Genomic DNA, 21,796 nt, shown 5'->3' on the forward strand with positions numbered 1-21,796 from the left:
CCGATGGCCCTCACCCTGCCGCCGCGTCGCCCCGCCCGGCTGTCCCCGGTGCTGCCGGTGCTGGCCGTGGTCGCGCTGCTCGCGCTGCCGGTCGCCCCCGGCGGCGAGGGCGGCGCGGGCCCCGCCGACGCGCTGTCCGCGCTGGTCGTCGTGTTCTGCGCGGTACGACTGCTGCGCGCGCGCCGCCGCCCGCTCACCCGGACCGCCGCCCTGCTCCTCGGCCTGCCGGTGGCCGGCCTGGCGCCGGCCGCGCTGCACGCGGTCTCGTCGGACGCCGGGATCACCGGCTTCGGCCGCTACCTCCAGGTCTTCGTCCTGGTCCCGGCCGCGGTGCTGCTCCTCGTCCGCGACCGGGCCGACTTCCGGCTGCTGGCCTGGTCGCTGGTGGCCCTCGCCGGGTGGCAGGGGGCGGTCGGCGTGCACCAGTACGTCACCGGGACCGGGGCCTCGTACCAGGGGCAGGACATCCGCGCGGTCGGCACCTTCGGGGTGTCGGACGTGATGGGCATGGCCACGGTCGTGTCCTTCGGGCTGGTGTGCGCGGTGGGCCTGGCACTCGGCCGGGCCCCGGCGCGGCAGCGGACGCTCGCCGCCTGCTGCGCACTCGCCCTGCTGGTCCCCCTCGCCCTGTCCTTCAGCCGGGGCGCCTGGATCGCCACCGTGGTCACCCTCACCGTCCAGCTGGTCCTGGCCGGTCCGCGTCGCGCGCTGGGGGTCGCGGCGGCCGCGGTGGCCGCGGGGGTGGTGCTGGTGGGCGGGGTGGGGGTGGGTACGGCGATGCTCCAGGAGCGGATCGACAGCATCACCCGGGTCACCGATGCGCCCGACCAGTCGGTCACCGACCGGTACACGATGTGGGCGGCGGCCACCGACATGTGGCGCGACCGCCCGCTGACCGGCGTCGGTCTGAAGGGCTTCCCGGAGTACCGCGACGGGCACGCCTCGCTCGCGCTGTCCTCGGGCAGCGACACCGAGGGCGCGGGCGCCGCGTTCCGCCGGCAGCCGCTGCTCTCCCCGCACAACATGTACCTGCTGGTCCTCAGCGAACAGGGCCTGATCGGGCTGCTCTGCCTCGCGGGCTGCTGGCTCGCCCTGCTGGTGTGCGCGGTGCGCGGGCTGTGGCGCACCCGCGCGGCCGGCGGCCAGGGCCTGGACTGCGCGCTGGTCGCCTGCGGGCTCCTCGTCTGGCAGCTCGTGGACTTCGCCTACGCCGACATCGGCGGACCCGCGACCGTCCTGACGGCGGTCTCCTTCGGCCTGGTCACCTGGTGGGCCCTGGCCGGCGCCGACCAGGTGTCCCCCACGCCGGCGTCCCGCCCGAGCCGGAGGCCCGTGTCCCGCCCCAGCCGGAGGCCGGCGGGATGACGCACCCCAGGGCCGGCGAGGTGCCGGGACCGGAGGCCGGCACCGGCGGATTCCCCCTGCCGGGCGCCCGGCGGGCCGCATCCCCGCCGCCCCGCCCCGCCCTCCGGCCCACGGAACCGACCCACACCCCACCCCACCCAGCCACCCCGGCAGCGCCGACCACCCCGACAAGCCCCACCCCTTCGGCAGCGCCGACCACCCCGACGCGCCCCACCACCCCCACCACCCCGACCGCCCCGATCACCTCAAGCCACCCCCCTGCTCCGACAGCCCCCAGCACCCCAGCCCACCCCACCACCCCGGCACCCCCCACCCCACCCCCCGAACCCGCCCTCCTCACCCCCCGTTTCCTCGCCCGCGCCACCCTCCTCACCGCCTCCCTCTCCGTCGCGGCGGCGCTGCTCGGGCTGGTGCGGGACCAGTCGCTGGCCCGGTTGTTCGGGGCCGGCGGGGACACCGACGCCTTCCTGGTCGCCTGGACGGTGCCGGAGTTCGCGGCGACGCTGCTGATCGAGGACGGGCTGGCCTTCGCGCTGGTCCCGGCGTTCAGCCTGGCTCTGGCCCGCCGGGCGCAGGGGGCGCCGGGGGACCCGGTGCGGGCGCTGGTCGCCGGGACCCTGCCCCGGCTGGCGCTGGCGTTCACGGCGGTCGGGGCGTTGCTGGCGCTGGCCGCCCCGCAGTTCGTGGCCGCGCTGGCGCCGGGCCTGCCCGACCGGGCGCTCGCGGTGGACTGCACGCGGCTCACCGCGACCTGTGTGCTGAGCTTCGGCCTCGCCGGGTACTGCAGCGCGGCCCTGCGCGCCCACCGCCGCTTCCTGGCGCCGGCCGCGATCTACCTGGCGTACAACGTCGGCATCATCACGGCGATGTACGCGCTCGGCGACCGCTGGGGCGTGCGGTCGGCCGCGTTCGGGGTCGCGGCGGGCGGCTGCCTCATGGTGGCGGTGCAAGTTCCCTCGCTGGTGAGGCGGTTGTGGCGGGCGGGCGGTCCTGAGGTCGGGGCGGTCACCGGGACGCAGCCGTTGGACGTGCCGCTGCTGTCCACCGTCCTGCTGTTCGCGCTGTGCCGGCAGTCGCAGGTGCTGGTCGAGCGGTTCCTCGCCGCCGGCCTGCCCGCCGGGGCCATCTCGCACCTGAACTACGCGCAGAAGGTCGCGCAGATCCCGATGACGCTGTCGACGATGCTGTGCACGGTCACCTTCCCGGCGGTGGCGCGGGCCCTGGCCGACGGCGACACCGAGCGGGCCCGGGACCGGGTCGAGCGGGACCTGGCGGTGGCCGGCTGCGTGGTGCTGCTCGGCACGGCCGCGATCGTGGCCTGTGCCCCGCAGCTGATCGCGCTGCTGTTCCAGCGCGGCGCGTTCACCGCCGAGGACACCGCGGCGACCGCCGGTGTGATGCGGGTCTACGCGCTGGGTCTGCTCGGCCAGACCCTGACCGGCGTCCTGGTCCGCTCCTACTTCTCGGCGGGCCGGGCCAGTTGGTACCCGGTGGCCGCGATGACCGTCGGCATCGCCGCGACCTGCTGGATCGGCGCCGGGACGGTCGGCTCCTGGGGAGTGACCGGGATCGCCGCGGCCAACGCCACCGGCATCACTCTCACCGCCGTCCTGCTGCTCGCCGGGATGCGCGGGCGCAGCGTGCCCATCCGGACCGGGCCGGTGCTGCGCGAGCTGGGCCGGCCGCTGCGGGCGGCGGTGGTGGCCGCCGTGGCCGGTGGGCTGGTGGCGGGCCTGCCGTCGGCCCCGTTCGCCGGGCTGGCCGCGGGCGGTGCCACGGTCGCCGTCGTCTTCGTCCTGCTCGGCCGGTCCCTGGGCACGCGGGGACCGGCCCCTGTCGTCCCGTTCCCGTCCGCTCGGCGACGCCCGGCAGGCACCTCCCCGGCGGGGGGATCCCCGGCCGCGGTGCCGGAGCGCGCGACCGGCTCCGGCAGGTGGACGCTCCGGCGCCTCGCGATAGCCCGCACCGGACGCCGCCGCGCCCGTCCTCCGGGCGGGCGCCGGAAATGAGACGACAGGATCCCGTCCCCGCACTCCGTTCCGTACCCCCTCTCCCGAAGGCTCGCCCATGCCGTCCTCCGTCGAGTCCCCGGCCCGCGTCCGGACCTCCGCCCCGGGTCCCGTCCCGTGGATCGCCATGTACCACTCGGTCGGCGACTGCTCCGACGACCCGTACCGCGTCACGGTCAGCCCCGGCCGGCTGGACCGGCAGCTGTGCTGGCTGCGCCGGCGGGGGCTGCGCGGGGTGTCGGTGGCCGAGCTGCTCGCCGCCCGGGCCCGGGGCGAGGGGCGTGGCCTGGTGGGGCTCACCTTCGACGACGGGTACGCCGACTTCCTCGGCAACGCCCTGCCGCTGCTGTCCCGCTGGGAGTGCACGGCCACCCTGTTCGTGCTGCCGGGCCGGCTCGGCGGCGACAACGTCTGGGACCCGCTGGGTCCGCGCAAGCCGCTGCTGACCGCCGACGGCATCCAGCAGGCCGCCGCCGCGGGCGTGGAGATCGGCTCGCACGGCCTCACCCACGTCGATCTGACGCGGGCCGACGACACCCTGCTGCGGGCCGAGACCGCCGGGAGCCGGGCGGCTCTGGAGGAGCTGACCGGCGCCCCGGTCACCGGCTTCTGCTACCCGTACGGCACGGTCGACCGGCGCGCCGTGGCGGCCGTACGGGAGGCCGGTTACGGCTATGCCTGCGCGATCGACCCCGGCCGGCTGAGCGGTCCGCACGTGCTGCCGCGCGTGTACATCGGGGAGCAGGACACCGCCGTACGCCTGTTCCTGAAGCACCGGCTGCACCGGCTGCGGCGGCGGCCCGTGGAGGGGCTGCGGTGAGGGCCCTGCACATCATCACCGGGCTCGGGGTGGGCGGTGCCGAACAGCAGCTCCGGCTGCTGCTGCGGCATCTGCCGGTCGAGTGCGAGGTGGTGACGCTGACCAACCCCGGTCCGGTGGCCGACGGACTGGCCGCCGACGGGGTGCGGGTGACCCACCTCGGGATGGCCGGGAACCGCGACCTGGCCGCGCTGCCCCGGCTGGCCGGGATCGTCCGGCGCGGCCGGTACGACCTCGTCCACACCCACCTGTACCGGGCCTGCCTGTACGGCCGGATCGCCGCCCGGCTGGCCGGGGTCCGCGCGGTCGTCGCCACGGAACACTCCCTCGGCGACTCGCAGATGGAGGGCCGGCCGCTCACCGCCGGGGTGCGCGCGCTGTACCTGCTGGGCGAGCGGCTGGGCCGGCGCACCGTCGCGGTCTCCCCCACGGTCGCCGGCCGGCTCGCCCGCTGGGGGGTGCCCGAGCAGCGCATCGCGGTGGTACCCAACGGCATCGACCTGGCGCGGTTCGCCCACGACCCCGCGGCCCGGCTGCGCACCCGCGCCCGCCTCGGGCTGCCCGACGGCGCGTTCGTCATCGGCGGCATCGGCCGGCTCGTCCCCGGCAAACGCTTCGACGTCCTGATCCGCGCCCTCGCCGCCCTGCCCGCCGACTGCAGGCTGCTGCTGGTCGGCGGCGGCCCGGAGGAGCCCGCGCTGCGGCGGGCCGCGCGGGAGGCGGGGGTGGCCGGCCGGGTGCTGTTCGCCGGGGAGCGGCCGTACCTGCCCGACGGCTCGGCGGGCCCGGACCTGCCCGCGCTGGCCTCGGCGATGGACGTGCTGGCCTCGCCCTCCCCCGAGGAGGCGTTCGGTCTCGCGGTCGTGGAGGCGCTCGCGGCCGGGCTTCCGGTGCGCTACGCCTCCTGCCCGGCCCTGGAGGACCTGCCGCCCGGGGCCGCCCCGGACGCGGTCCGGGTCCCGTGCGACGCCGGTGCCTACGCCCGCGCGCTCGCCGAGGTCCGCGCCGCCGGGCCCCGCCCGCGCACCGCCCCCGAGGCGGCCCGCCACTACAGCGTCACCCGCAGCGCCGCCCGGCTGATGGACGTCTACACGGCGGCGCTCGCCCACCCGGTCCCCCCGTCCCGATCCCCCCAGGGAGTCACCCCGTCATGACCGAGAACCACCCTCGCTCCCGCCCCTTCGGGCTCCGCGCGCTCCCGCCCTGGTCGCTGGTGGCGGCCGGCGTCCTCACCGGCGGGCTGCTGGGCGGCGGGTACGGCGTGCTGAAGCCCCCCGAGTACACGGCGACCAGCTATGTCGTGGCCGTCCCCGGCAAGGGGGCCGACACCGCCACCGCGCTCGGCTTCGCACAGGCCTACGGCCGGGTCGCCACCCAGATCGCGGTGCTCGGCGACGCCCAGGAGGAGGCCGGGGTGCCGGTGGGCGCCCTGCGTGCCGGAGTGCGCACCGCGACCTCGCCGGACGCCCCGATGGTCGCCGTCTCCGCCACCTCCGAGCGCCCGGCCCGGGCCGCCGCCATGGCCGACGCGGTCGCCCGCGCGCTGACCCGGCACGCCACGGCCGCCGAGGCCGACACGCACGTCGAGCTGCGGCAGTTCTCCCGCGCGGTGCGGCCGGACGAGCCGTCCTCGCCGTCGCCGGGGGTGACCGGACTGGTCGGCGCGAGCGCGGGCGGTCTGCTCGGCGCCCTCGCCCTGCTGGTAAGGCCGAGACGCCGCCCGGAGCGGGAGACCTTCCTGCCGCCGTCGGTGCCCGGACCGGCGGTCCCCGCCGACGCGCACGGCCGGCGGTGACCGCCCTCTACCCGGCGGGCACCGCGCGCCCCGCCACCGAGGCAGGGCCCGCCGGCCCCGTCACCGGCCCCGCGCCCACCACCGAACTCACCACCGAACTCATCACGGACGAGGAGGCTTTCGCGGCGCTGGCCCCCGCCTGGGGGCGGCTGTTCCGGCGGTGCGCAGCCGCCACCCCCTTCCAGAGCCACGCCTGGCTGCACTCGTGGTGGCTGTCGTACGGCCGGCGCGGCCGGCTCCGGCTGCTGGTGGTACGGGCCGGCCCCGAACTGGTGGCCGTCGCGCCGCTGATGCTGGTCCGTCGGCCGTGGCCCGCGCTGGTGCCGCTCGGCGGGGCGATCTCCGACTACACCGACGTGCTGCTGGACGACACCGACGACGGGCGCGTGGCCGGCGCGCTCACCGAGGCGCTCGCGGTCGCGGCGCGCACCGCGCTGGTCGACTTCCGCGAGGTGCGCCCGGGCGGCGCGGTGGAACGGGTCTACGACCGCTGGCCCGGACCGCGCCGTACGGTCGGCGACTCGCTGTGCCTGGAGCTGCCCGCCGTACCGATGGAGGAGCTGATCGCCCGGCTGCCGTCGGGCAAGTCGGGGCAGCGGGTGCGGGCCAAGCTGCGCCGGCTGGCCGCGCTGGGGGTGCGGCGGCGGACGGTGGACCCGGAGGAGGTGGACGCGGCGCTCGGCCGGCTGCTGGAGCTGCACCGGTTGCAGTGGCAGGGGCGGAAGGTGACGGACGAGCATCTGCGGTCCCGGTTCCGCGAGCACCTGGTGCGCGCGGCGGGGCGGATGGTGCGTTCGGGGAACGCGGTGGTCACCGAGTTCCTGGTCGACGGCGAGGTGCTGGGGGTCGACCTGACGCTGCTGTCGGGCAGCATGGCCGGCGGCTACCTCTACGGCGCCCACCCGTGCCTGCGGGAGCGGAAGGCGGACGTGGCGGTGATGCTGCTGGAGGCGTGCGCCGAGCACAGCGGCGACGGGCAGCGGGGCACGCTGAGCCTGCTGCGCGGCGACGAGCCGTACAAGCACCACTGGCGGCCCGAACGGGTCGTCAACCGGCGGCTGCTCATGGCCCGGCGGCGCACCGCCCCGCTGCTGACGGCCGCGCTGGGCGACGCCACCGCCCGGCAGCGGGGCAGGGAGCTGCTGCACCGGTGGCGCGAGCGCGGCGGCGGGCAGTCGGCCGGGGGCGCGGAGGTGCGGCCGAAGAGGGCGGCCCGGTAGATCCACGAGGAGCGGGGGTTGTCCGAGCACTGCCAGACGCCGTGCGGGCAGTAGTCGGTCACCGTGTTGTACAGCGGTCTGTGCGCTTCGATCCAGGCGAGCATCCGCCCCATGTACGCGGGGTTGTCCCCGTTGCGGTACAGCCCCCATTCCGGATAGGAGAGGGGTTTGCCGTGGGCTTTGGCGAAGTCCACGTGCTGCTGGAGGCCGTAGGGCTCGGTGACCTGTGCCTCGAACGACAGTCCGCTCGGCTGGTCGTAGGCGTCCATGCCGACGATGTCGACCGTGTCGTCCCCGGGGTAGCACTCGGTCCAGGGCACGGCGTCGAGGCCGCGGCTCGGCGTGAAGTCGAACCGGAACGCCTGGCCCGGCACCGAGCGCATGGCGGCGACGATCCTGTTCCAGTACGTCTTCCAGGCTTCGGGGTCCGGTCCGCACCGGTGGGTGTAGGTGGTGCCGTTCATCTCCCAGCCGAGCACGATCACCGTGTCCGGCACCCCCAGCCGCACCAGCTGTTCGGCCAGGGCCCGGAAGTGGCCGTCGAACGCGCCGGCCGCGGCCTGCGCCAGCAGCGACCGCACCTCGGGGTCGGGGAGGTTCTCCTCGTTGCGCTCCTGCATCGGCACGTTGAGGACGAGCATCCGGTCCGCCTTCTGGCGCCGCCACTGTGCCCACGCGTCCAGGAAGCCGGGCGGGCCCTCGATGTCCTCCCAGCTGCCGCCGGGCAGGTAGGTGTGGGCGACCTTCACCTCGGTGCCGCCGAGCCAGTCGCTCAGTTCGGCGATCCGCGCGACCGCGAGGGGCCCGGAGTCGAGGAACGCCCCGAAGGGCGGCGGTTCGGTGGTCGGCGCCGTCGCCGGTCCCGCGGCGGCGCCCGGGCCGACCGCCAGGGCGACCGACGCGAGGAGGGATCCCGCGAGGACGGCGAGCCGCCCGGACCTCGCCCTGCACCGGCGTGCGGCCATGCCCGCTCCCTTCCTCCCGGTCGCGTCCCGGCGAGCAGGGCGCGGCGGGGTGCCGGGCGCTCGGTCCGGCACCCGGCGCGTCATCGACGGGCGGTGGCCCGGCCCCGCCGGTACAGGATCGCTCCGGCCGTGATCAGCGCGGCGCTGGCGGCCGAGGTCGCGATCATCGCCGGGCCGTCACCACCGGTGTGCGCGAGCACGGGCGGCTGCGGAGGGTGCTCCTCACCACCGCCGCCGGGGGGCGGGGTGTGGCCCGTACCCGGGGGCGTGCTCTCGTCACCGCCGTACGGGGGTGTGGTGTGCCCGCCGGGGGGCGTGCTGTGACCGCCGCCGGGTGGGCTGCCGTACCCGCCGCCGTAGGGAGGCGGGGTCGTCTCCTTACCGCCGTACGGAGGCGGGGTCGTCTCCTTACCGCCGTACGGAGGCGGGGTCGTCTCCTTACCGCCGTACGGGGGTGCGGTCGTGCTGCCGCCGGTCGGTGGGGTGGAGTGGTCGACCGGGGAGCCGTAATCGGAGTGGTCCCCGGGGGCGCCGTACTCCTCGTGGTGCTCGCCGCCCGCCTGGCCGTTCGTGTTCGCCGCGTGTCCGACGTTGGCGCAGGAGTTGGCGAACGCCGGGTTCAGCGCCGCGGCCGCGTCGACGGAGTTGCCGCAGACGTTGACCGGGACGGTGACCGGGGCCTGGACGTTGTTCCCGGACAGAACTCCGGGGGAGCCCTGGGCGGCCCCGTCCGCACGGGAGTCGGCGAGCGCGGCGCCGGCGTACAAGGACAGCATGCCGGTCGCGGCGGCGGCCACGGCCATGCCCTTGCTGAGGGTCTGTCGCAATCTCGTGGTCTTCCTGCTCGAAGAAGTGGGAAGACCGGCCCCGGAACGGAGAATCGACGGTCCGGGGCCGGCCTGTACTCAGCCGGGGCTGGTGCGTTGTGCCGCGTCGTCAGTTCTTGTCGATGTCGCCGTTGATGCAGGTGTTGCCGGCAGCCGGGTTCAGCAGACCGACAACGTTGATCGTGTTGCCACACAGGTTGATCGGAATGTGGATCGGAACCTGGACGACGTTTCCGGACAGAAAGCCCGGGGAGTTCGCGGCGGTGCCATTGGCCGTGGAGTCGGCGAAGGCGGGTCCGGCCAGGCTCAGGGCCAGGATGGCACCCGCAACGGCTGAGACGGTCTTCTTCATGTGTATTCCCTTCTCCGGGGCCACGCCCCGATGACGGCCAGAACCGTGCGAGCACGACGTGAACGGTCGCGGCACGGAACGAGGGATTGACACAACAGGAGACCGCGGAACACGGACCGCGTGATAATCACTCGATCGCACCGCTTCGTCACGCGTTTCCCCTCGCCTGAATTCCGTGGAAAAAGGCCCGGGCAGCCCGCAGACGGTGCAGCGGACGGCCCGGGCCACGCCGGATCGGCTCAGCCTTCGCCGTTGGCCGAGAGAACCGACAGGTCCTCCAGGACGTGCGAGACCGCACCGTCGCGCTTGGCGTTGGTGGAGTTGTCGCTGCACTGCTGCTGCAGGTGGTCCGACAGGATCGGGATGTCCTGGACCGTGACGCCGATGAGCGCGTCGACGGCGACGTCCACGTCCTGGATGCCGACACACGGCTTGTTGAGCGACCCCTGCACCAGCGAGAGCTGCGGGCTCATGTCGCCCTTCGTCGCCGAGTTGCCCCACGACGACGCGGCGCCGTTGCCATTCGCGACGGTCGGTCCGTCGTCGTTGCCGATGGCAAGCGCCTGCGGCGCGGCCGCCACCGCCATTCCCACGACAGAAGCGGCGGTCGCGGCGGCGACCATTGCCTTCTTGAGCACTTCGCGTTCCTTTCCTCGTAGCGACGCATGCCCTACGGCCCAATCAACCCGGTGCATCGGGAATGGTTCCGCCGATTCACTCGGTTGGAGCCCAAACGCCTGAGAGGTGACGAGAAAGCATCAATCGGACAAACACACCACCAGTCCAGCGGATCGGCCGACGGAGTGAACGGCAGAAACCAAGAGGAGTCCGGGGAGTTGACCAAAGCGCTCCGGTGGACGGGGTTTCCTCAGAAAGGACTGGCCAGTGATCAAGAAGATTGTTGCCACTGCGGCCGTCGCCGCTTCGGCCATGGGCGCCTCCGCTGCCGCGGCACCGCAGGCGCTGGCGATCGGAAACGACAGCGGGCCGACCGCCGCCAACGGCAACGGCGCCTGGCAGAGCTACGGCAACTCGGCCACGTACGGGAACATGAGCCCGCAGATCGCCCTGATCCAGGGCTCCTTCAACAAGCCGTGCATCGCCGTGAACGACATTCCGATCGGTGTCGGCGCCCTGATCGGTGTCAATGTCCAGGACATTCCGATCCTGTCGGACCACATGCAGCAGCAGTGCACCGAGAACTCCTCGAACGTCAAGCGCGACGGCGCGCTGGCGCACCTGCTGGAGGACGTGTCGATCCTGTCCCAGAACAGCGAGAGCTGACCCTCCGTCCGAAGCGGGTCGCCGGGTGGTCCGGCGGCCCGCTTCGTCGTGTCAGCGGCGGTACAGCGCCTCGATCTGCTCGGCGTACGCGGCCGTCACCGCGTGCCGCCTCACCTTCAGGGACGGGGTGAGCAGCCCGTTCTCCTCCGTGAACTCCCCCTCGACCAGCGCGAACGCGCGGATCGACTCGGCGCGGGAGACGGCCACGGCAGCGGCCCGCCGTGACCGGTCGGTGGCACTCCGGCGGCCTACGAAACGACGTCCTTGCGGGAGAAACCCCGGAAGGCCAGCGCGAACAGCACCAGGGCGTAGGTGAGGGACAGCGCGGTGCCCTGGATCATGCCGGACCACTCGGGGCGGGGCTGGACGGCGTCGGCCCAGGCGAACTGCCAGTGCGCGGGCAGGAAGTCCCGCCAGTGGCCGAGGGCGGTGACGGCGTCCAGGACGTTCCCGACGATGGTCAGGCCGACCGCGCCGCCGACCGCGCCGAGCGGGGCGTCCGTCTTCGTGGACAGCCAGAACGCCAGCCCGGCGGTGACCAGCTGGGACACGAAGATGTACGCCACGGCCACCAGGAGCCGCTGGGCCGCCGTACCGGTGTCCAGCGCGCCGCCGGTGGGGATCTCCAGCGGGCCCCAGCCGTAGGCGGCCGTGCCGGCGGCGAGCGCCACCAGCGGCAGCAGCACCATCGCGGCGAGGCTCAGCCCGAGCGCGACGACCAGCTTGGACCACAGCAGCCGGGCCCGGGGCACGGGGGCGGCCAGCAGATAGCGCAGCGAGGACCAGCTCGCCTCGGAGGCGACCGTGTCCCCGCAGAACAGGGCGACCGGGATGACCAGCAGGAAGCCCGCGGAGACGAAGAGGTTCACGGCGGCGAAGTTGGCGCCGGAGGCGGTGGCCGTGTCCATCAGCGTGACCTGGTTGTTCCGGCCGGCCGGGTCGCCGCCGACCGCGAAGGCGATCAGCAGCACGAACGGCAGGAGGGCCAGGACCGCGCCCATGACCAGGGTGCGGCGCCGCTTGAGCTGGCGGGCCAGCTCGACCCGCAGCGGCAGGGTGCGCCCCGCCCGGTAGCCGGAGGCGACCTCGGTGAGCGTGCTCATGCGGAACCTCCGATCAGGGTGAGGAAGGCGTCTTCCAGGCGGCGGTGCGGGCCGACCGAGGCGACCGGAACCTCCAGCCGCACCAGCTCCACGACCAGCCGCTCGGCCGTGCCGCCGGGCTCCAGCCGGACCAGCAGCCCGTCGTCGGTGCGCACGGCGGAGGCGACGCCGGCCAGCGCGGCCACCTTCTCCACCACCGGCTCCTGCACGGGTACGGCGGTGCCGACCAGCAGGGTGTCGCCGGAGCCGGTGATCTCCCGGACCGGTCCCGCCTGCACCAGCCGGCCGCGGTCCATGACCACGAGGTGGGTGCAGGACTGCTCGACCTCGGCGAGGAGATGACTGGAGACGATCACCGTACGGCCGCCGGCCGCGTAGCGGACCATCACCTCGCGCATCTCGCGGATCTGGGGCGGGTCCAGGCCGTTGGTGGGCTCGTCCAGGATGAGCAGGTCGGGCAGGCCGAGCATGGCCTGGGCGATGGCGAGGCGCTGGCGCATGCCCTGGGAGTAGGTGCGCACCGCGCGGGCGAGCGCGTCGTCGCCGAGGCCGGCGATCTCCAGGGCCTCGTCCAGGTGCGCGTCCTGGGGCGGGCGGCCGGTGGCCCGCCAGTACAGCTCCAGGTTCTCCCGGCCGGACAGGTGGGGCAGGAAGCCGGCGCCCTCCACGAAGGCGCCGACCCGGGAGAGCACCGACGCGCCGGGCCGGATGGCGTGGCCGAAGACGCGGATCTCGCCGTCGTCCGGCCGGATCAGGCCCATCAGCATGCGCAGGGTGGTCGTCTTGCCCGCGCCGTTGGGCCCGAGCAGGCCGAGGACCTGGCCCTTGTCCACGCGGAAGGACAGCTCGCGCACGGCGTACCTGTCGGTGGACTTCGCGTACCGCTTGCTCAGGTCCTTGATCACCAGCGGGACGTCGGCCAGGTCGGGGTCGGGTGCGGGGGCGGCCGTGCGGCGGCGGGCGGTGAGCAGCAGGGCGAGGGCGACGGCCGCGCCGGCCGCGGGCAGCCACCACACCCAGGCGGGCAGGGGTGCGGCGGCGGTGGTGACGGCGGGCGCCGTCGGCACGCTCAGGTCTCCCTTCAGGGAGACGGTGTAGTCGGCCGGGGCGGCCGGTGAGGCGTAGCCGAGGTCGGTGGAGGCGAGGACCAGGCGGAGCCGGTGGCCCTTCTGCACCTCGTGGTCGATCGCCGGGAGGGTGAGGGTGACGTCCTTGCCGGCCTTGGCGCCGGTCACCCGGAAGGGGGCGACGAGCTGGGCGGGCAGCACCTGCCGGGTGCCGTCGGGGCCGACGTCGTAGACCTTGCCGAACAGGACGGCGTCGTCGCGGGTGGACGTGATGCGGACGGTGGCGGTCGGGGTACCGGTGATGCGCAGGTCGCGGGTGAGCGGTGCCGAGTCGAACTTCGCGAACTGGCCGGGGAAGTCCAGGGAGACGCCGACGCCGAGCGCGGACAGCTGGGCGAGGCCGCCGGAGCCGCCGAGTCCGGGCAGCGCGGAGACGCCGGGCGGGCTGGCGCCGGCCGGGTTGGCGACGTGCTGGGTGCCGCCGGTGAGGGCGACGGCGCGTCGGTGGTCGCCCAGGCCCGGGTAGGCGGCGGCGCTCGCGCCGCGGAGCTGGGCGGTGCCGTCGGTGGAGTCGATGCCTCCGGTGCGGGTGATCCGGAACGCCGGGCCGGTGTCGGTGCCCTTGTCGCCCTTCAGGTACCGGTCGAACCAGGCACGCACGCGTGCCTCGACGCGGCTCGTCTCCATGTCGCCGCCGTCGTGTCCGCCGGCGATCCAGTCGACGTCGACGGGCGCGCCGTTCGCACGGATCGCCTTCTGGGCCGCGTCGGCCTGGTCCAGGGTGAACAGGGAGTCCGTCTGTCCCTGCACCAGCAGGGTGGGCACCTTGATGCGGTCGCCGACGGCGGACGGCGAGCGCTCCTGGAGCAGTTTCCGGGCGGCCTGGTCCGGGGTGCCGGACTCGGCGACCCGGTCGTACATCCGGCACAGCGCGGGCTGGAACTTCGCGCAGCCGCCGCCGGTGTTGAAGAAGATGCCGGCCCACAGCTTCTTGAACACGCCGTTCGGGAACAGGGCGTCCGCGAGGCTCCAGTAGGTGATGGCCGGTGCGACGGCGTCGACCCGCTGGTCGTGGCCCGCGGCGAGCAGGGAGATCGCGCCGCCGTAGGAGCCGCCGGCCACGCCCACGCGCGGGTCGCCGGGCTTGTCGAGCCGGACCTGGGGCTGCCGGGCCAGCCAGTCGACGAGCCGGGAGACGTCGGCGACCTCGCCCTTCGGGTCGTTGAGGCCGATCTTCCCGGTGGAGCGGCCGAAGCCGCGCGCGGACCAGGTCAGGACCGCGTACCCGTCCCGGGCGAGGTCCTCGGCCTGCCGGCGCATGTCGTCCTTGCTGCCGCCGAAGCCGTGCGCGAGGAGGACGGCGGGGTGGCGGCCGGCGCCGGCCGGGGTGAAGTACGAGGTGTCCAGGCGCACCCCGTCGACCGCCATGACCTGGTCGCTGCGGCGCACGGACCGTGTGTCGTCGGAGGCGACGGCCGCCGTCCACGTCCCGGCACCGGCGAGCACCACGACGGCGGCACCGGCGGCCAGGAGCCGGCGGGGCCGCCGCAGCAGGCTGCGCAGGGCGGGGGGTCGAAGATCCATGCGTCAACGGTACGGGCCGCCACCGACAAGCGCTGCTGCCGTGGGGCGGAGCCGTGCGCCCTCCCCGGGGTGTACGGGCCCGTCCCGGCGTACTTCGCCCGTGGTACGGGCGGAGCGTTTCCTCACCACCGCCGGTCGCCCTCGCCGCCTGCCGCGGTGGGGGCGGCCGGGCGGGCGGGGCGAGGGAACGTGCACCGTGGTGACGTGGGAGTGCCGGGGCCGCGTCCGTACGGGCCGCGGTGACGCCGCCGCCCCCGGCACCCCACCTGGCAGGGGGTGACGGGGGCGGCGGCTGCGGGCCGGAGGTGTCGGGGGAACACCCCGGCCGCGGCTCAGTCCCGGGCCTCGCCGGCGACCGGGGCGGGCGCCGGACCGGCCTGGGCCGGGATGTGCACGGTGCCCTGCGGAACCTGCGCGTCCTCCGGGATCGACACCAGCCAGTGCGTCTCGCGGCGCGGGCGGAGGTACAGAGCCCAGTAGAGGGTGGCCGTGGCGGTGATGCCGCCGGTCCACAGCAGGTAGCTGCTCTCCTGCTGGGTCAGGATGTACGCCAGGACGGCGATGAGCAGGACCGGCACGGCGGGCCACAGCGGCATCCGCCAGGCGGCCGTGTGCTGGTGGGAGCCGCGGCGGGCGAGCAGGGCAGCGACCGCGACCAGCAGGTACATGCCGGTCACCGAGACGCCGGTGACGCCGTACAGGGTGTCCAGGTTGACGAAGCAGAGGACCGCGCCGGGGACGCCGACCGCGAGGGTGGCCACCCAGGGGGAGCCGAAGCGGCCGAGCTTGGAGAAGACGGCGTTGACCGGGCCGGGCCAGGCCTTGTCGCGGGCGGAGGCGAACAGGACGCGGGAGTTCTGGATGACCATGACGATGCCCGCGTTGATGATCGCGAGGGCCACGCAGAGGCTGACGAAGGTGCCGACCGCGGAGTTGGACCAGGCGGTGACCATGGAGCTGATGTCGCCGCCGGTCAGTTCCTTCAGGTCGGAGGCGCCCATGGTGATCGCGGCGACCGGCACCAGGATGACCACGGTGGAGATGGCGAGGGTGGCGAGGACCGTGCGGGCGACGTTGCGGCGCGGGTTCTCCAGTTCCTCGGAGAGGTAGACGGCGGTGGAGAAGCCCTGGGTGACGAAGAGGGCGATGGCGAGGCCGGAGACCACCAGCATGGCCGTCACGGTGTCCGTGTGGCCGTGGGCGCCGGCCACCTGCATCGAGACCAGGCTGCCGACCCCGCGGTGGCCGTGCGAGAAGCCCAGCAGGGCGACGACGCCGGCGGCGATGACCTCCAGGACCAGGAAGATGCCGGTGATCCAGGCGTTGGCGCGCAGGTCGAGCAGGCCGGCGAGGGTGGCCAGCAGCATCACACCGGCGCCGGTCATGGACGGGTCGAGGTGGACGATCGGGGCGAGGTAGTCCGCGGTGCCCATCGCGATCACCGGCGGCACGATCATCACGACCAGCAGGGAGAGCACGAAGACGAGCCAGCCCGCGAGCCGTCCGGCCATCGTCGACACCATGGCGTACTCGCCGCCCGCGCTGGGGATGAGGGTGCCCAGCTCGGAGTAGCAGAACGCCACGGCGATACAGAGGAGGGAGCCGATGGCGATGGTCAGGGCGGTTGCGGTGCCGAGCGAGCCGAACAGATCGGGGACGACCACGAAGAGCGTGGAGGCGGGGGTGACGCAGGACAGCGTCAGCAGGGTGCCGCCGACGACACCGATGGAGCGCTTGAGCCCCGGGGCGGGGGCCGAAGCGGTGTCTGCCACGGACTTCTGGAGCGTGTCGGTCATACGGCGGTTCCGATCGACTCGTGCGACTGAGAGTGGGGGGACGGGAGCGCTATCGCCTCCGGCGGATCGTCGTACGTTCGTCTTGTCCGCTCCCGGCGCTGCATAGAGAACCCCGACGAAAACCGCCACGTCAATGGCCGTTTACCTTCGGAATCCGCAGCTCCGGGCGGCCGGTCGGAGTATCACTTTCACAGGTCGCAACGCCCTATAGACGCATCCATCAAGCCCAGGGCGAATGTGACCTTGGTTTCCAAGGTCAACAGCGAGCAACCCCTTCGCCACCCGTTTCGTCCGCCCGGAACGGGAACCGCAGTCAACGTTTCAAAAAAATGTCAACCGTCCGCTATCCGGACGGGTAAACCGGTCGCGTCCATGTCATCGCTGGCCGATAGAGTGCGCCCCGCACAGCAGAGACACAGCTCTGGACACACGGCTCTCGGGGTGGGACATGACGAAGCGGCACACCGCCGCCTGGGTGGCATTCACGACGGCGGCGCTGGTCGCGGCCTCCGGCTGCGGGACGGAGAGCGCGAAGACGGCCGTGAAGGCGGTCGACAAGGCCAACACCAAGGCGATGGCGGCCCTGGCCCGGGCGACGGACCGGACGCAGGCACTGGGGTCGGCCGAGGTGCGGATGACGACCGACACCGGCACCAGCGGCCCGATCGCCATGAAGGGCACCTACTCCTGGGGCGACGGCTACGTCTTCGACGTCCGGATGGACACCCGGGCCGCGAACATGCAGGCCGTGAACCACTCCCCCACGACACACGTCCTGTTCGTCGACGGGGACTACTACTACGACGTCGACCCCTTCCCCTCCGGCCCGTACCAGGGCAAGGACTGGATCAAGATCGACAGCTCCGTCCTCTTCGGGAAGAAGGGCGCCCAGGCCCTCAGCGGAGACAACGGCAGCCCCTCCGCCTCCATGAAGGGCCTGAAGTACGCCAAGGACGTCCAGAACCTCGGCACGCAGACCGTGAACGGCCGGCGCACCACGCACTACCGCGGCGTGATCGACAGCGCGCACATGGGCAAGCTCAAGGACGTCTACGGCGAGGGCAGCCCCATGAGCAAGGCGACCGGTGCGAAGTCGATCCTCATGGACGTGTGGGTCGGCCCCGACGACCTGCCGGTGCGGCTCAAGGAGAAGATCGGCGTCATGACCATCAGCATGGACTTCGACAAGTTCGGCAAGGCGGTCACCGTCAAGGCCCCGCCCGCCGCGCGGACCGCCGACCTCACCGAGGTCATCGAGAAGCAGCAGAAGCAGCAGAAGCAGCAGAAGCAGCAGCAGGGCTGAACGCGACGGTGCCCCGCCCTCCCCTCGCGACCCTTGCGAGGAGAGGGCGGGGCACCGTGCTGTCCGGCCGTCAGTGGTTGCGCGGGAAGCCCAGGTCCACGCCCGCCGGGGCGTCGGCCGGGTCGGGCCAGCGGGTGGTGACGACCTTGCCGCGGGTGTAGAAGTGCGTGCCGTCGTTGCCGTAGATGTGGTGGTCGCCGAAGAGCGAGTCCTTCCAGCCGCCGAAGGAGTGGTAGCCCACCGGCACCGGGATCGGGACGTTCACGCCGACCATGCCGGCCTCGATCTCCAGCTGGAAGCGGCGGGCGGCGCCGCCGTCCCGGGTGAAGATCGCGGTGCCGTTGCCGAACGGCGAGGCGTTGATGAGGGCCACGCCCTCCTCGTACGTGTCCACGCGCAGCACGCACAGCACCGGGCCGAAGATCTCGTCCTGGTACGCCTTCGCGCTGGTCGGCACCTTGTCCAGCAGCGAGATGCCGATCCAGTGGCCGTCCTCGAAGCCCTCGACGGTGTAGCCGGTGCCGTCCAGGACGACCTCGGCGCCCTCGGCGGCGGCACCGGAGACGTACGAGGCCACCTTGTCGCGGTGGGCGGCGGTGATCAGCGGGCCCATCTCGGACGTCGGGTCGTTGCCCGGGCCGATCTTGATCTTCTCGGCCCGCTCGCGGATCTTCTCCACCAGCGTGTCGCCGATGGCGCCCACGGCGACGACCGCCGAGATGGCCATGCAGCGCTCGCCCGCGGAACCGTAGGCGGCGGAGACGGCCGCGTCGGCCGCCGCGTCCAGGTCGGCGTCCGGCAGGACCAGCATGTGGTTCTTGGCGCCGCCCAGCGCCTGCACGCGCTTGCCGTTGGCGGAGGCGGTGGTGTGGATGTAGCGGGCGATCGGGGTCGAGCCGACGAAGGAGACGGCCTTGACGTCCGGGTGCTCCAGCAGCCGGTCGACGGCCACCTTGTCACCGTGGACGACGTTGAAGACGCCGTCCGGCAGGCCGGCTTCCGCCAGCAGCTCGGCGATCCTGACGGAGGCCGACGGGTCCTTCTCGGACGGCTTCAGCACGAAGGTGTTGCCGCACGCGATGGCGATCGGGAACATCCACATCGGGACCATCGCCGGGAAGTTGAACGGCGTGATGCCCGCGACGACACCGAGCGGCTGCCGGATCGAGGAGACGTCGACCTGGTTCGCGACCTGCGTGGACAGCTCGCCCTTCAGCTGGACGTTGATCCCGCAGGCCAGGTCGACGATCTCCAGGCCGCGCGCGACCTCACCGAGCGCGTCCGAGTGCACCTTGCCGTGCTCGGCGGTGATCAGCTCGGCGATCTCGTCGCGGTGGGCGTCGAGGAGCGCCCGGAACCTGAAGAGGATCGAGGTCCGCTGGGCCAGCGAGGACCGACCCCAGGTCAGGTAGGCGTCCTTGGCCGCCGCGACCGCCGCGTCCACCTCCTCGACCGACGCGAACGCGACCTTCGTGGTGACCGCGCCGGTGGCCGGGTCGGTGACCGGCCCGTACGTACCCGACGCGCCTTCGACGGTCTTGCCGCCGATCCAGTGGTTGACGATCTTCGTCATGCCCTAAGACTCCTTCTACAGATGGCGGCGTCGGGTCGAGACGTGCCGTTCGTACAGCTCACGTGCCGTGACCGCGGACGGTCGGGTCGCGGTCTCGGCCACAGGAACATCCCACCAGGCCTGCGCGGGAGGCGCGCCCGACACAGTGTCGGACGTTTCGGTCTCCACGTAGACACATGTGGGAGTGTCGGCGGCGCGCGCCTCCGCGAGCGCCGCGCGCAGGTCCCGTACGGTCTTCGCGCGCAGCACCCGCATGCCCAGGCTGGCCGCGTTGGCGGCGAGGTCGACGGGCAGCGGGGCGCCGGTGTACGTCCCCTCCTCGGTCGGGAAGCGGTAGGCGGTGCCGAACCGCTCGCCGCCCACCGACTCCGAGAGCCCGCCGATCGAGGCGTACCCGTGGTTCTGCACCAGCAGGATCTTGATCGCGATGCCCTCCTGGACCGCGGTCACGATCTCCGTCGGCATCATCAGATACGTACCGTCCCCGACCAGCGCCCACACGTTCCGCTCGGGTGCGGCGAGCTTCACGCCGAGGGCGGCCGGGATCTCGTAGCCCATGCAGGAGTAGCCGTACTCCAGGTGGTACTGGTCCCGGGACCGCGCCCGCCACAGCTTGTGCAGGTCGCCGGGGAGGGAACCGGCCGCGTTGACGATGATGTCCGACTCGTCCACCAGCGCGTCCAGGGCACCGATGACCTGCGTCTGGGACGGCCGGACGTCCGGCTCCGCGGCCTCGAAGCAGGCGTCGACGCGCTGCTCCCAGCGTGCCTTGCCCTCGCTGTACTCGTCGACGTAGGAGTCGGCGACGGTGTGGCCGTGCATGACCAGCGCCTCGGTCAGTTCTCCCAGGCCGCTGCGGGCGTCGGCGACCAGCGGGTGGCCGGCCAGCTTGTGGCCGTCGAAGGGCGCGATGTTGAGGTTCAGGAAGCGGACGTCCGCCTTCTCGAAGAGGGTGCCGGAGGCCGTGGTGAAGTCGGTGTAGCGGGTGCCGACGCCGATCACCAGGTCCGCGGTGCGGGCCAGCCCGTCGGCGGTCGCGGTCCCGGTGTGGCCGATCCCGCCGACGTCCTGCGGGTGGTCGTGGGGCAGCGAGCCCTTGCCGGCCTGGGTGGAGGCGACCGGGATGCGGGTCGCCGACGCGAACTCCGCGAGGGCCTCCTCCGCGCGGCTGTGGTGGACCCCGCCGCCCGCGATCACCAGCGGCCTTGCGGCGGAGCGGATCGCCCGGACCGCCTCCGCCAGCTCGGTCGGGTCCGCGCCCGGCCGCCGTACGGTCCACACGCGCGTCGAGAAGAACTCCTCCGGCCAGTCGTACGCCTCCGCCTGCACGTCCTGCGGGAGGGCGAGGGTGACCGCGCCGGTCTCCACGGGGTCGGTGAGGACCCGCATGGCCTGGAGAGCTGACGGAATCAGCGCCTCCGGCCGGGTGATGCGGTCGAAGTACCTCGACACCGGGCGCAGCGTGTCGTTGACCGACACATCGCCCGCGTACGGCACCTCCAGCTGCTGCAGGACCGGGTCGGCGGGGCGGGTGGCGAAGACGTCGCCGGGCAGGAGCAGCACCGGCAGGTGGTTGATGGTGGCGAGGGCGGCGCCGGTGACCAGGTTGGTCGCGCCGGGCCCGATCGACGTCGTCACCGCGTGCGTGGACAGGCGGTTCGACTGGCGGGCGTAGCCGACCGCCGCGTGCACCATGGACTGCTCGTTGCGGCCCTGGTGGTACGGCATGACGTCGCCGTACTCGATCAGCGCCTGGCCGATGCCGGCGACGTTGCCGTGCCCGAAGATGCCCCAGGTGGCGCCGATCAGCCGCCGCCGCTCGCCGTCCCGTTCGGTGTACTGGGCGGCGAGGAAGCGGACGAGTGACTGGGCGACGGTGAGCCGGATCGTCATCGGTACCCCCCTGTGGTGTCGGTGTGGTCGGGGTGGAAGCAGATCCGCCACTCCCGGGTCTGTCCGGGGCCCGCCATGACGTTCAGGTAGTACATGTCGTGCCCGGGCTGGGCGATGGACGGGCCGTGCCAGCCGTCGGGTACGAGGACGGCGTCGCCGGAGCGGACCTCGGCGAGGACGTCCGCCCCGCCCTCGCGCGAGGGGAACACCCGCTGGTAGCCCAGTCCGTTCGGCCCGTCGATCTCGAAGTAGTAGATCTCCTCCAGCTCGGACTCCTCGCCCGGCCGGTGCTCGTCGTGCTTGTGCGGCGGGTACGAGGACCAGTTGCCGCCCGGGGTGATCACCTCCACGGCGATCAGCTTGTCGCAGTCGAAGGAGTCCGCGGAGGCGAAGTTGCGCACCCGGCGGGCGCAGGTGCCGCTGCCGCGTTCCTCGACGGGGACCTCCGGCGCGGGGCCGTAGCGGGCGGGGAGTCGTCGCTCGCACTTCGCTCCTGCCAGGGCGAAGCGGCCTCCCGCGCCGGAGGCGATCTGGACCCGGGCGTCCCGGGGAACGTACGCGAAGTCGGAAACGTTCGCGAACACGCTCTCCCGGCCCAGGAGTTGGAACTCGCACTGCTCGGTTGACGCAGTTTCAATTTGTACGGTACATCCGCCTTCCAGCGGAAGCACGATCCACTCGCTGTCCCCGGCGGTGAACCCATGGCTGCCACCGGGCGCCAACTCGACCACCCTGAGGCTGCTGTGTGTCCAGCCGGCCTGCTCGGGACCGATGTCGACGGCGTACGGGGCGTTCGCGGCGGCGCCCCTGGGCAGATGCAGATCGGTGCTGGTCATACGG

Annotated in this window: 18 protein-coding genes and 1 pseudogene; 8 read left to right on the plus strand and 11 right to left on the minus strand. The window is 73.4% G+C overall.

The window, feature by feature from the left end:
* The first annotated feature begins 3 nt into the window (after positions 1-3).
* The 6 genes and pseudogenes from IEZ20_RS02355 to IEZ20_RS39475 all read left to right on the plus strand — a co-directional run.
* Positions 4-1,365 carry an O-antigen ligase family protein gene (locus IEZ20_RS02355; RefSeq protein ID WP_189294357.1) on the plus strand — a complete coding sequence of 454 codons (1,362 nt, stop codon included), beginning with the start codon at positions 4-6 and terminating at the stop codon, positions 1,363-1,365.
* Positions 1,362-3,374: a murein biosynthesis integral membrane protein MurJ gene (gene murJ, locus IEZ20_RS02360; RefSeq protein ID WP_229895840.1), complete on the plus strand. Its 2,013-nt coding sequence runs from the start codon at positions 1,362-1,364 to the stop codon at positions 3,372-3,374. The genes IEZ20_RS02355 and murJ overlap by 4 nt, the downstream gene beginning before the upstream one ends.
* Positions 3,375-3,432: 58 nt before the next feature.
* On the plus strand, positions 3,433-4,194 hold the full coding sequence (locus IEZ20_RS02365) for a polysaccharide deacetylase family protein (RefSeq protein WP_189294358.1): 762 nt from the start codon (positions 3,433-3,435) through the stop codon (positions 4,192-4,194).
* Complete coding sequence (locus IEZ20_RS02370; protein WP_189294359.1) at positions 4,191-5,348, plus strand: glycosyltransferase; 1,158 nt, start codon at positions 4,191-4,193, stop codon at positions 5,346-5,348. Before IEZ20_RS02365 ends, IEZ20_RS02370 begins: the two co-directional genes overlap by 4 nt.
* A complete protein-coding gene (locus tag IEZ20_RS02375; RefSeq protein ID WP_189294360.1) occupies positions 5,345-5,989 on the plus strand; it encodes a lipopolysaccharide biosynthesis protein in 645 nt (214 codons plus the stop codon). Before IEZ20_RS02370 ends, IEZ20_RS02375 begins: the two co-directional genes overlap by 4 nt.
* A 551-nt stretch (positions 5,990-6,540) precedes the next feature.
* Positions 6,541-6,954: pseudogene (locus IEZ20_RS39475) on the plus strand (GNAT family N-acetyltransferase); the annotation flags it as partial.
* On the opposite strand, the gene IEZ20_RS02380 reads toward IEZ20_RS39475, so the two are convergent.
* The 4 genes from IEZ20_RS02380 to IEZ20_RS02395 all read right to left on the minus strand — a co-directional run bounded on the left by IEZ20_RS02380 (position 6,879) and on the right by IEZ20_RS02395 (position 9,991).
* On the minus strand, positions 6,879-8,174 hold the full coding sequence (locus IEZ20_RS02380; RefSeq protein ID WP_189294361.1) for a glycoside hydrolase family 26 protein: 1,296 nt from the start codon (positions 8,172-8,174) through the stop codon (positions 6,879-6,881). The pseudogene IEZ20_RS39475 and the gene IEZ20_RS02380 sit on opposite strands and share 76 nt — an antisense overlap.
* Before the next feature lie 80 nt (positions 8,175-8,254).
* Positions 8,255-9,001 (minus strand): chaplin, encoded by a 747-nt coding sequence (locus IEZ20_RS40560; RefSeq protein WP_189294362.1) that lies wholly within the window; start codon positions 8,999-9,001, stop codon positions 8,255-8,257.
* A 109-nt stretch (positions 9,002-9,110) separates the two neighbouring features.
* Entirely contained in the window at positions 9,111-9,353 is a 243-nt protein-coding gene (locus IEZ20_RS02390) for a chaplin (protein WP_189294363.1), read from the minus strand.
* 239 nt (positions 9,354-9,592) lie between these two features.
* On the minus strand, positions 9,593-9,991 hold the full coding sequence (locus tag IEZ20_RS02395) for a rodlin (RefSeq protein WP_189294364.1): 399 nt from the start codon (positions 9,989-9,991) through the stop codon (positions 9,593-9,595).
* Between the two features lie 247 nt (positions 9,992-10,238).
* Between IEZ20_RS02395 and IEZ20_RS02400 the strand changes: the two genes are divergently transcribed.
* Positions 10,239-10,637, plus strand: coding sequence for a rodlin (locus IEZ20_RS02400; RefSeq protein WP_189294365.1), 399 nt, complete (start codon positions 10,239-10,241; stop codon positions 10,635-10,637).
* A 51-nt stretch (positions 10,638-10,688) separates the two neighbouring features.
* On the opposite strand, the gene IEZ20_RS02405 is transcribed toward IEZ20_RS02400, so the two are convergent.
* The 4 genes from IEZ20_RS02405 to IEZ20_RS02420 form a co-directional block, all read right to left on the minus strand.
* A complete protein-coding gene (locus tag IEZ20_RS02405; protein WP_189294660.1) occupies positions 10,689-10,844 on the minus strand; it encodes a hypothetical protein in 156 nt (51 codons plus the stop codon).
* 41 nt (positions 10,845-10,885) lie between these two features.
* Entirely contained in the window at positions 10,886-11,740 is an 855-nt protein-coding gene (locus IEZ20_RS02410; protein WP_189294366.1) for an ABC transporter permease, read from the minus strand.
* Entirely contained in the window at positions 11,737-14,391 is a 2,655-nt protein-coding gene (locus tag IEZ20_RS02415; protein WP_189294367.1) for a CocE/NonD family hydrolase, read from the minus strand. Before IEZ20_RS02415 ends, IEZ20_RS02410 begins: the two co-directional genes overlap by 4 nt.
* A 332-nt stretch (positions 14,392-14,723) precedes the next feature.
* Positions 14,724-16,187, minus strand: a complete 1,464-nt coding sequence (locus IEZ20_RS02420) for an APC family permease (RefSeq protein WP_229895841.1) — start codon at positions 16,185-16,187, stop codon at positions 14,724-14,726.
* Between the two features lie 448 nt (positions 16,188-16,635).
* On the opposite strand from IEZ20_RS02420, the gene IEZ20_RS02425 reads away from it, so the two are divergent.
* Positions 16,636-17,490: an SCO4651 family lipoprotein gene (locus IEZ20_RS02425; protein ID WP_189294368.1), complete on the plus strand. Its 855-nt coding sequence runs from the start codon at positions 16,636-16,638 to the stop codon at positions 17,488-17,490.
* 70 nt (positions 17,491-17,560) lie between these two features.
* Here the strand turns inward: IEZ20_RS02425 and mmsA are convergent, their stop codons facing one another.
* Genes mmsA through iolB form a run of 3 tightly spaced genes read right to left on the minus strand, consistent with a single transcriptional unit; the run spans position 17,561 to position 21,792 of the window.
* Complete coding sequence (gene mmsA / locus IEZ20_RS02430) at positions 17,561-19,063, minus strand: CoA-acylating methylmalonate-semialdehyde dehydrogenase (protein WP_189294369.1); 1,503 nt, start codon at positions 19,061-19,063, stop codon at positions 17,561-17,563.
* A gap of 15 nt (positions 19,064-19,078) precedes the next feature.
* A complete protein-coding gene (gene iolD / locus IEZ20_RS02435) occupies positions 19,079-20,956 on the minus strand; it encodes a 3D-(3,5/4)-trihydroxycyclohexane-1,2-dione acylhydrolase (decyclizing) (protein ID WP_189294370.1) in 1,878 nt (625 codons plus the stop codon).
* A complete protein-coding gene (gene iolB, locus IEZ20_RS02440; RefSeq protein WP_189294371.1) occupies positions 20,953-21,792 on the minus strand; it encodes a 5-deoxy-glucuronate isomerase in 840 nt (279 codons plus the stop codon). Before iolB ends, iolD begins: the two co-directional genes overlap by 4 nt.
* Between the last annotated feature and the right edge of the window lie 4 nt (positions 21,793-21,796).

Origin of the sequence: Streptomyces cinerochromogenes (assembly GCF_014648635.1) — a bacterium.
GTDB classification, from domain to species: domain Bacteria; phylum Actinomycetota; class Actinomycetes; order Streptomycetales; family Streptomycetaceae; genus Streptomyces; species Streptomyces cinerochromogenes.

Coding starts and splice junctions, on each gene's coding strand:
- IEZ20_RS02355 (WP_189294357.1), top strand. CDS start 4: ATGGCCCTCACCCTGCCGCCGCGTCGCCCCGCCCGGCTGTCCCCGGTG.
- murJ (WP_229895840.1), top strand. CDS start 1,362: ATGACGCACCCCAGGGCCGGCGAGGTGCCGGGACCGGAGGCCGGCACC.
- IEZ20_RS02365 (WP_189294358.1), top strand. CDS start 3,433: ATGCCGTCCTCCGTCGAGTCCCCGGCCCGCGTCCGGACCTCCGCCCCG.
- IEZ20_RS02375 (WP_189294360.1), top strand. CDS start 5,345: ATGACCGAGAACCACCCTCGCTCCCGCCCCTTCGGGCTCCGCGCGCTC.
- IEZ20_RS02380 (WP_189294361.1), bottom strand. CDS start 8,174: ATGGCCGCACGCCGGTGCAGGGCGAGGTCCGGGCGGCTCGCCGTCCTC.
- IEZ20_RS02390 (WP_189294363.1), bottom strand. CDS start 9,353: ATGAAGAAGACCGTCTCAGCCGTTGCGGGTGCCATCCTGGCCCTGAGC.
- IEZ20_RS02410 (WP_189294366.1), bottom strand. CDS start 11,740: ATGAGCACGCTCACCGAGGTCGCCTCCGGCTACCGGGCGGGGCGCACC.
- IEZ20_RS02415 (WP_189294367.1), bottom strand. CDS start 14,391: ATGGATCTTCGACCCCCCGCCCTGCGCAGCCTGCTGCGGCGGCCCCGC.
- IEZ20_RS02420 (WP_229895841.1), bottom strand. CDS start 16,187: ATGACCGACACGCTCCAGAAGTCCGTGGCAGACACCGCTTCGGCCCCC.
- IEZ20_RS02425 (WP_189294368.1), top strand. CDS start 16,636: ATGACGAAGCGGCACACCGCCGCCTGGGTGGCATTCACGACGGCGGCG.
- mmsA (WP_189294369.1), bottom strand. CDS start 19,063: ATGACGAAGATCGTCAACCACTGGATCGGCGGCAAGACCGTCGAAGGC.
- iolD (WP_189294370.1), bottom strand. CDS start 20,956: ATGACGATCCGGCTCACCGTCGCCCAGTCACTCGTCCGCTTCCTCGCC.
- iolB (WP_189294371.1), bottom strand. CDS start 21,792: ATGACCAGCACCGATCTGCATCTGCCCAGGGGCGCCGCCGCGAACGCC.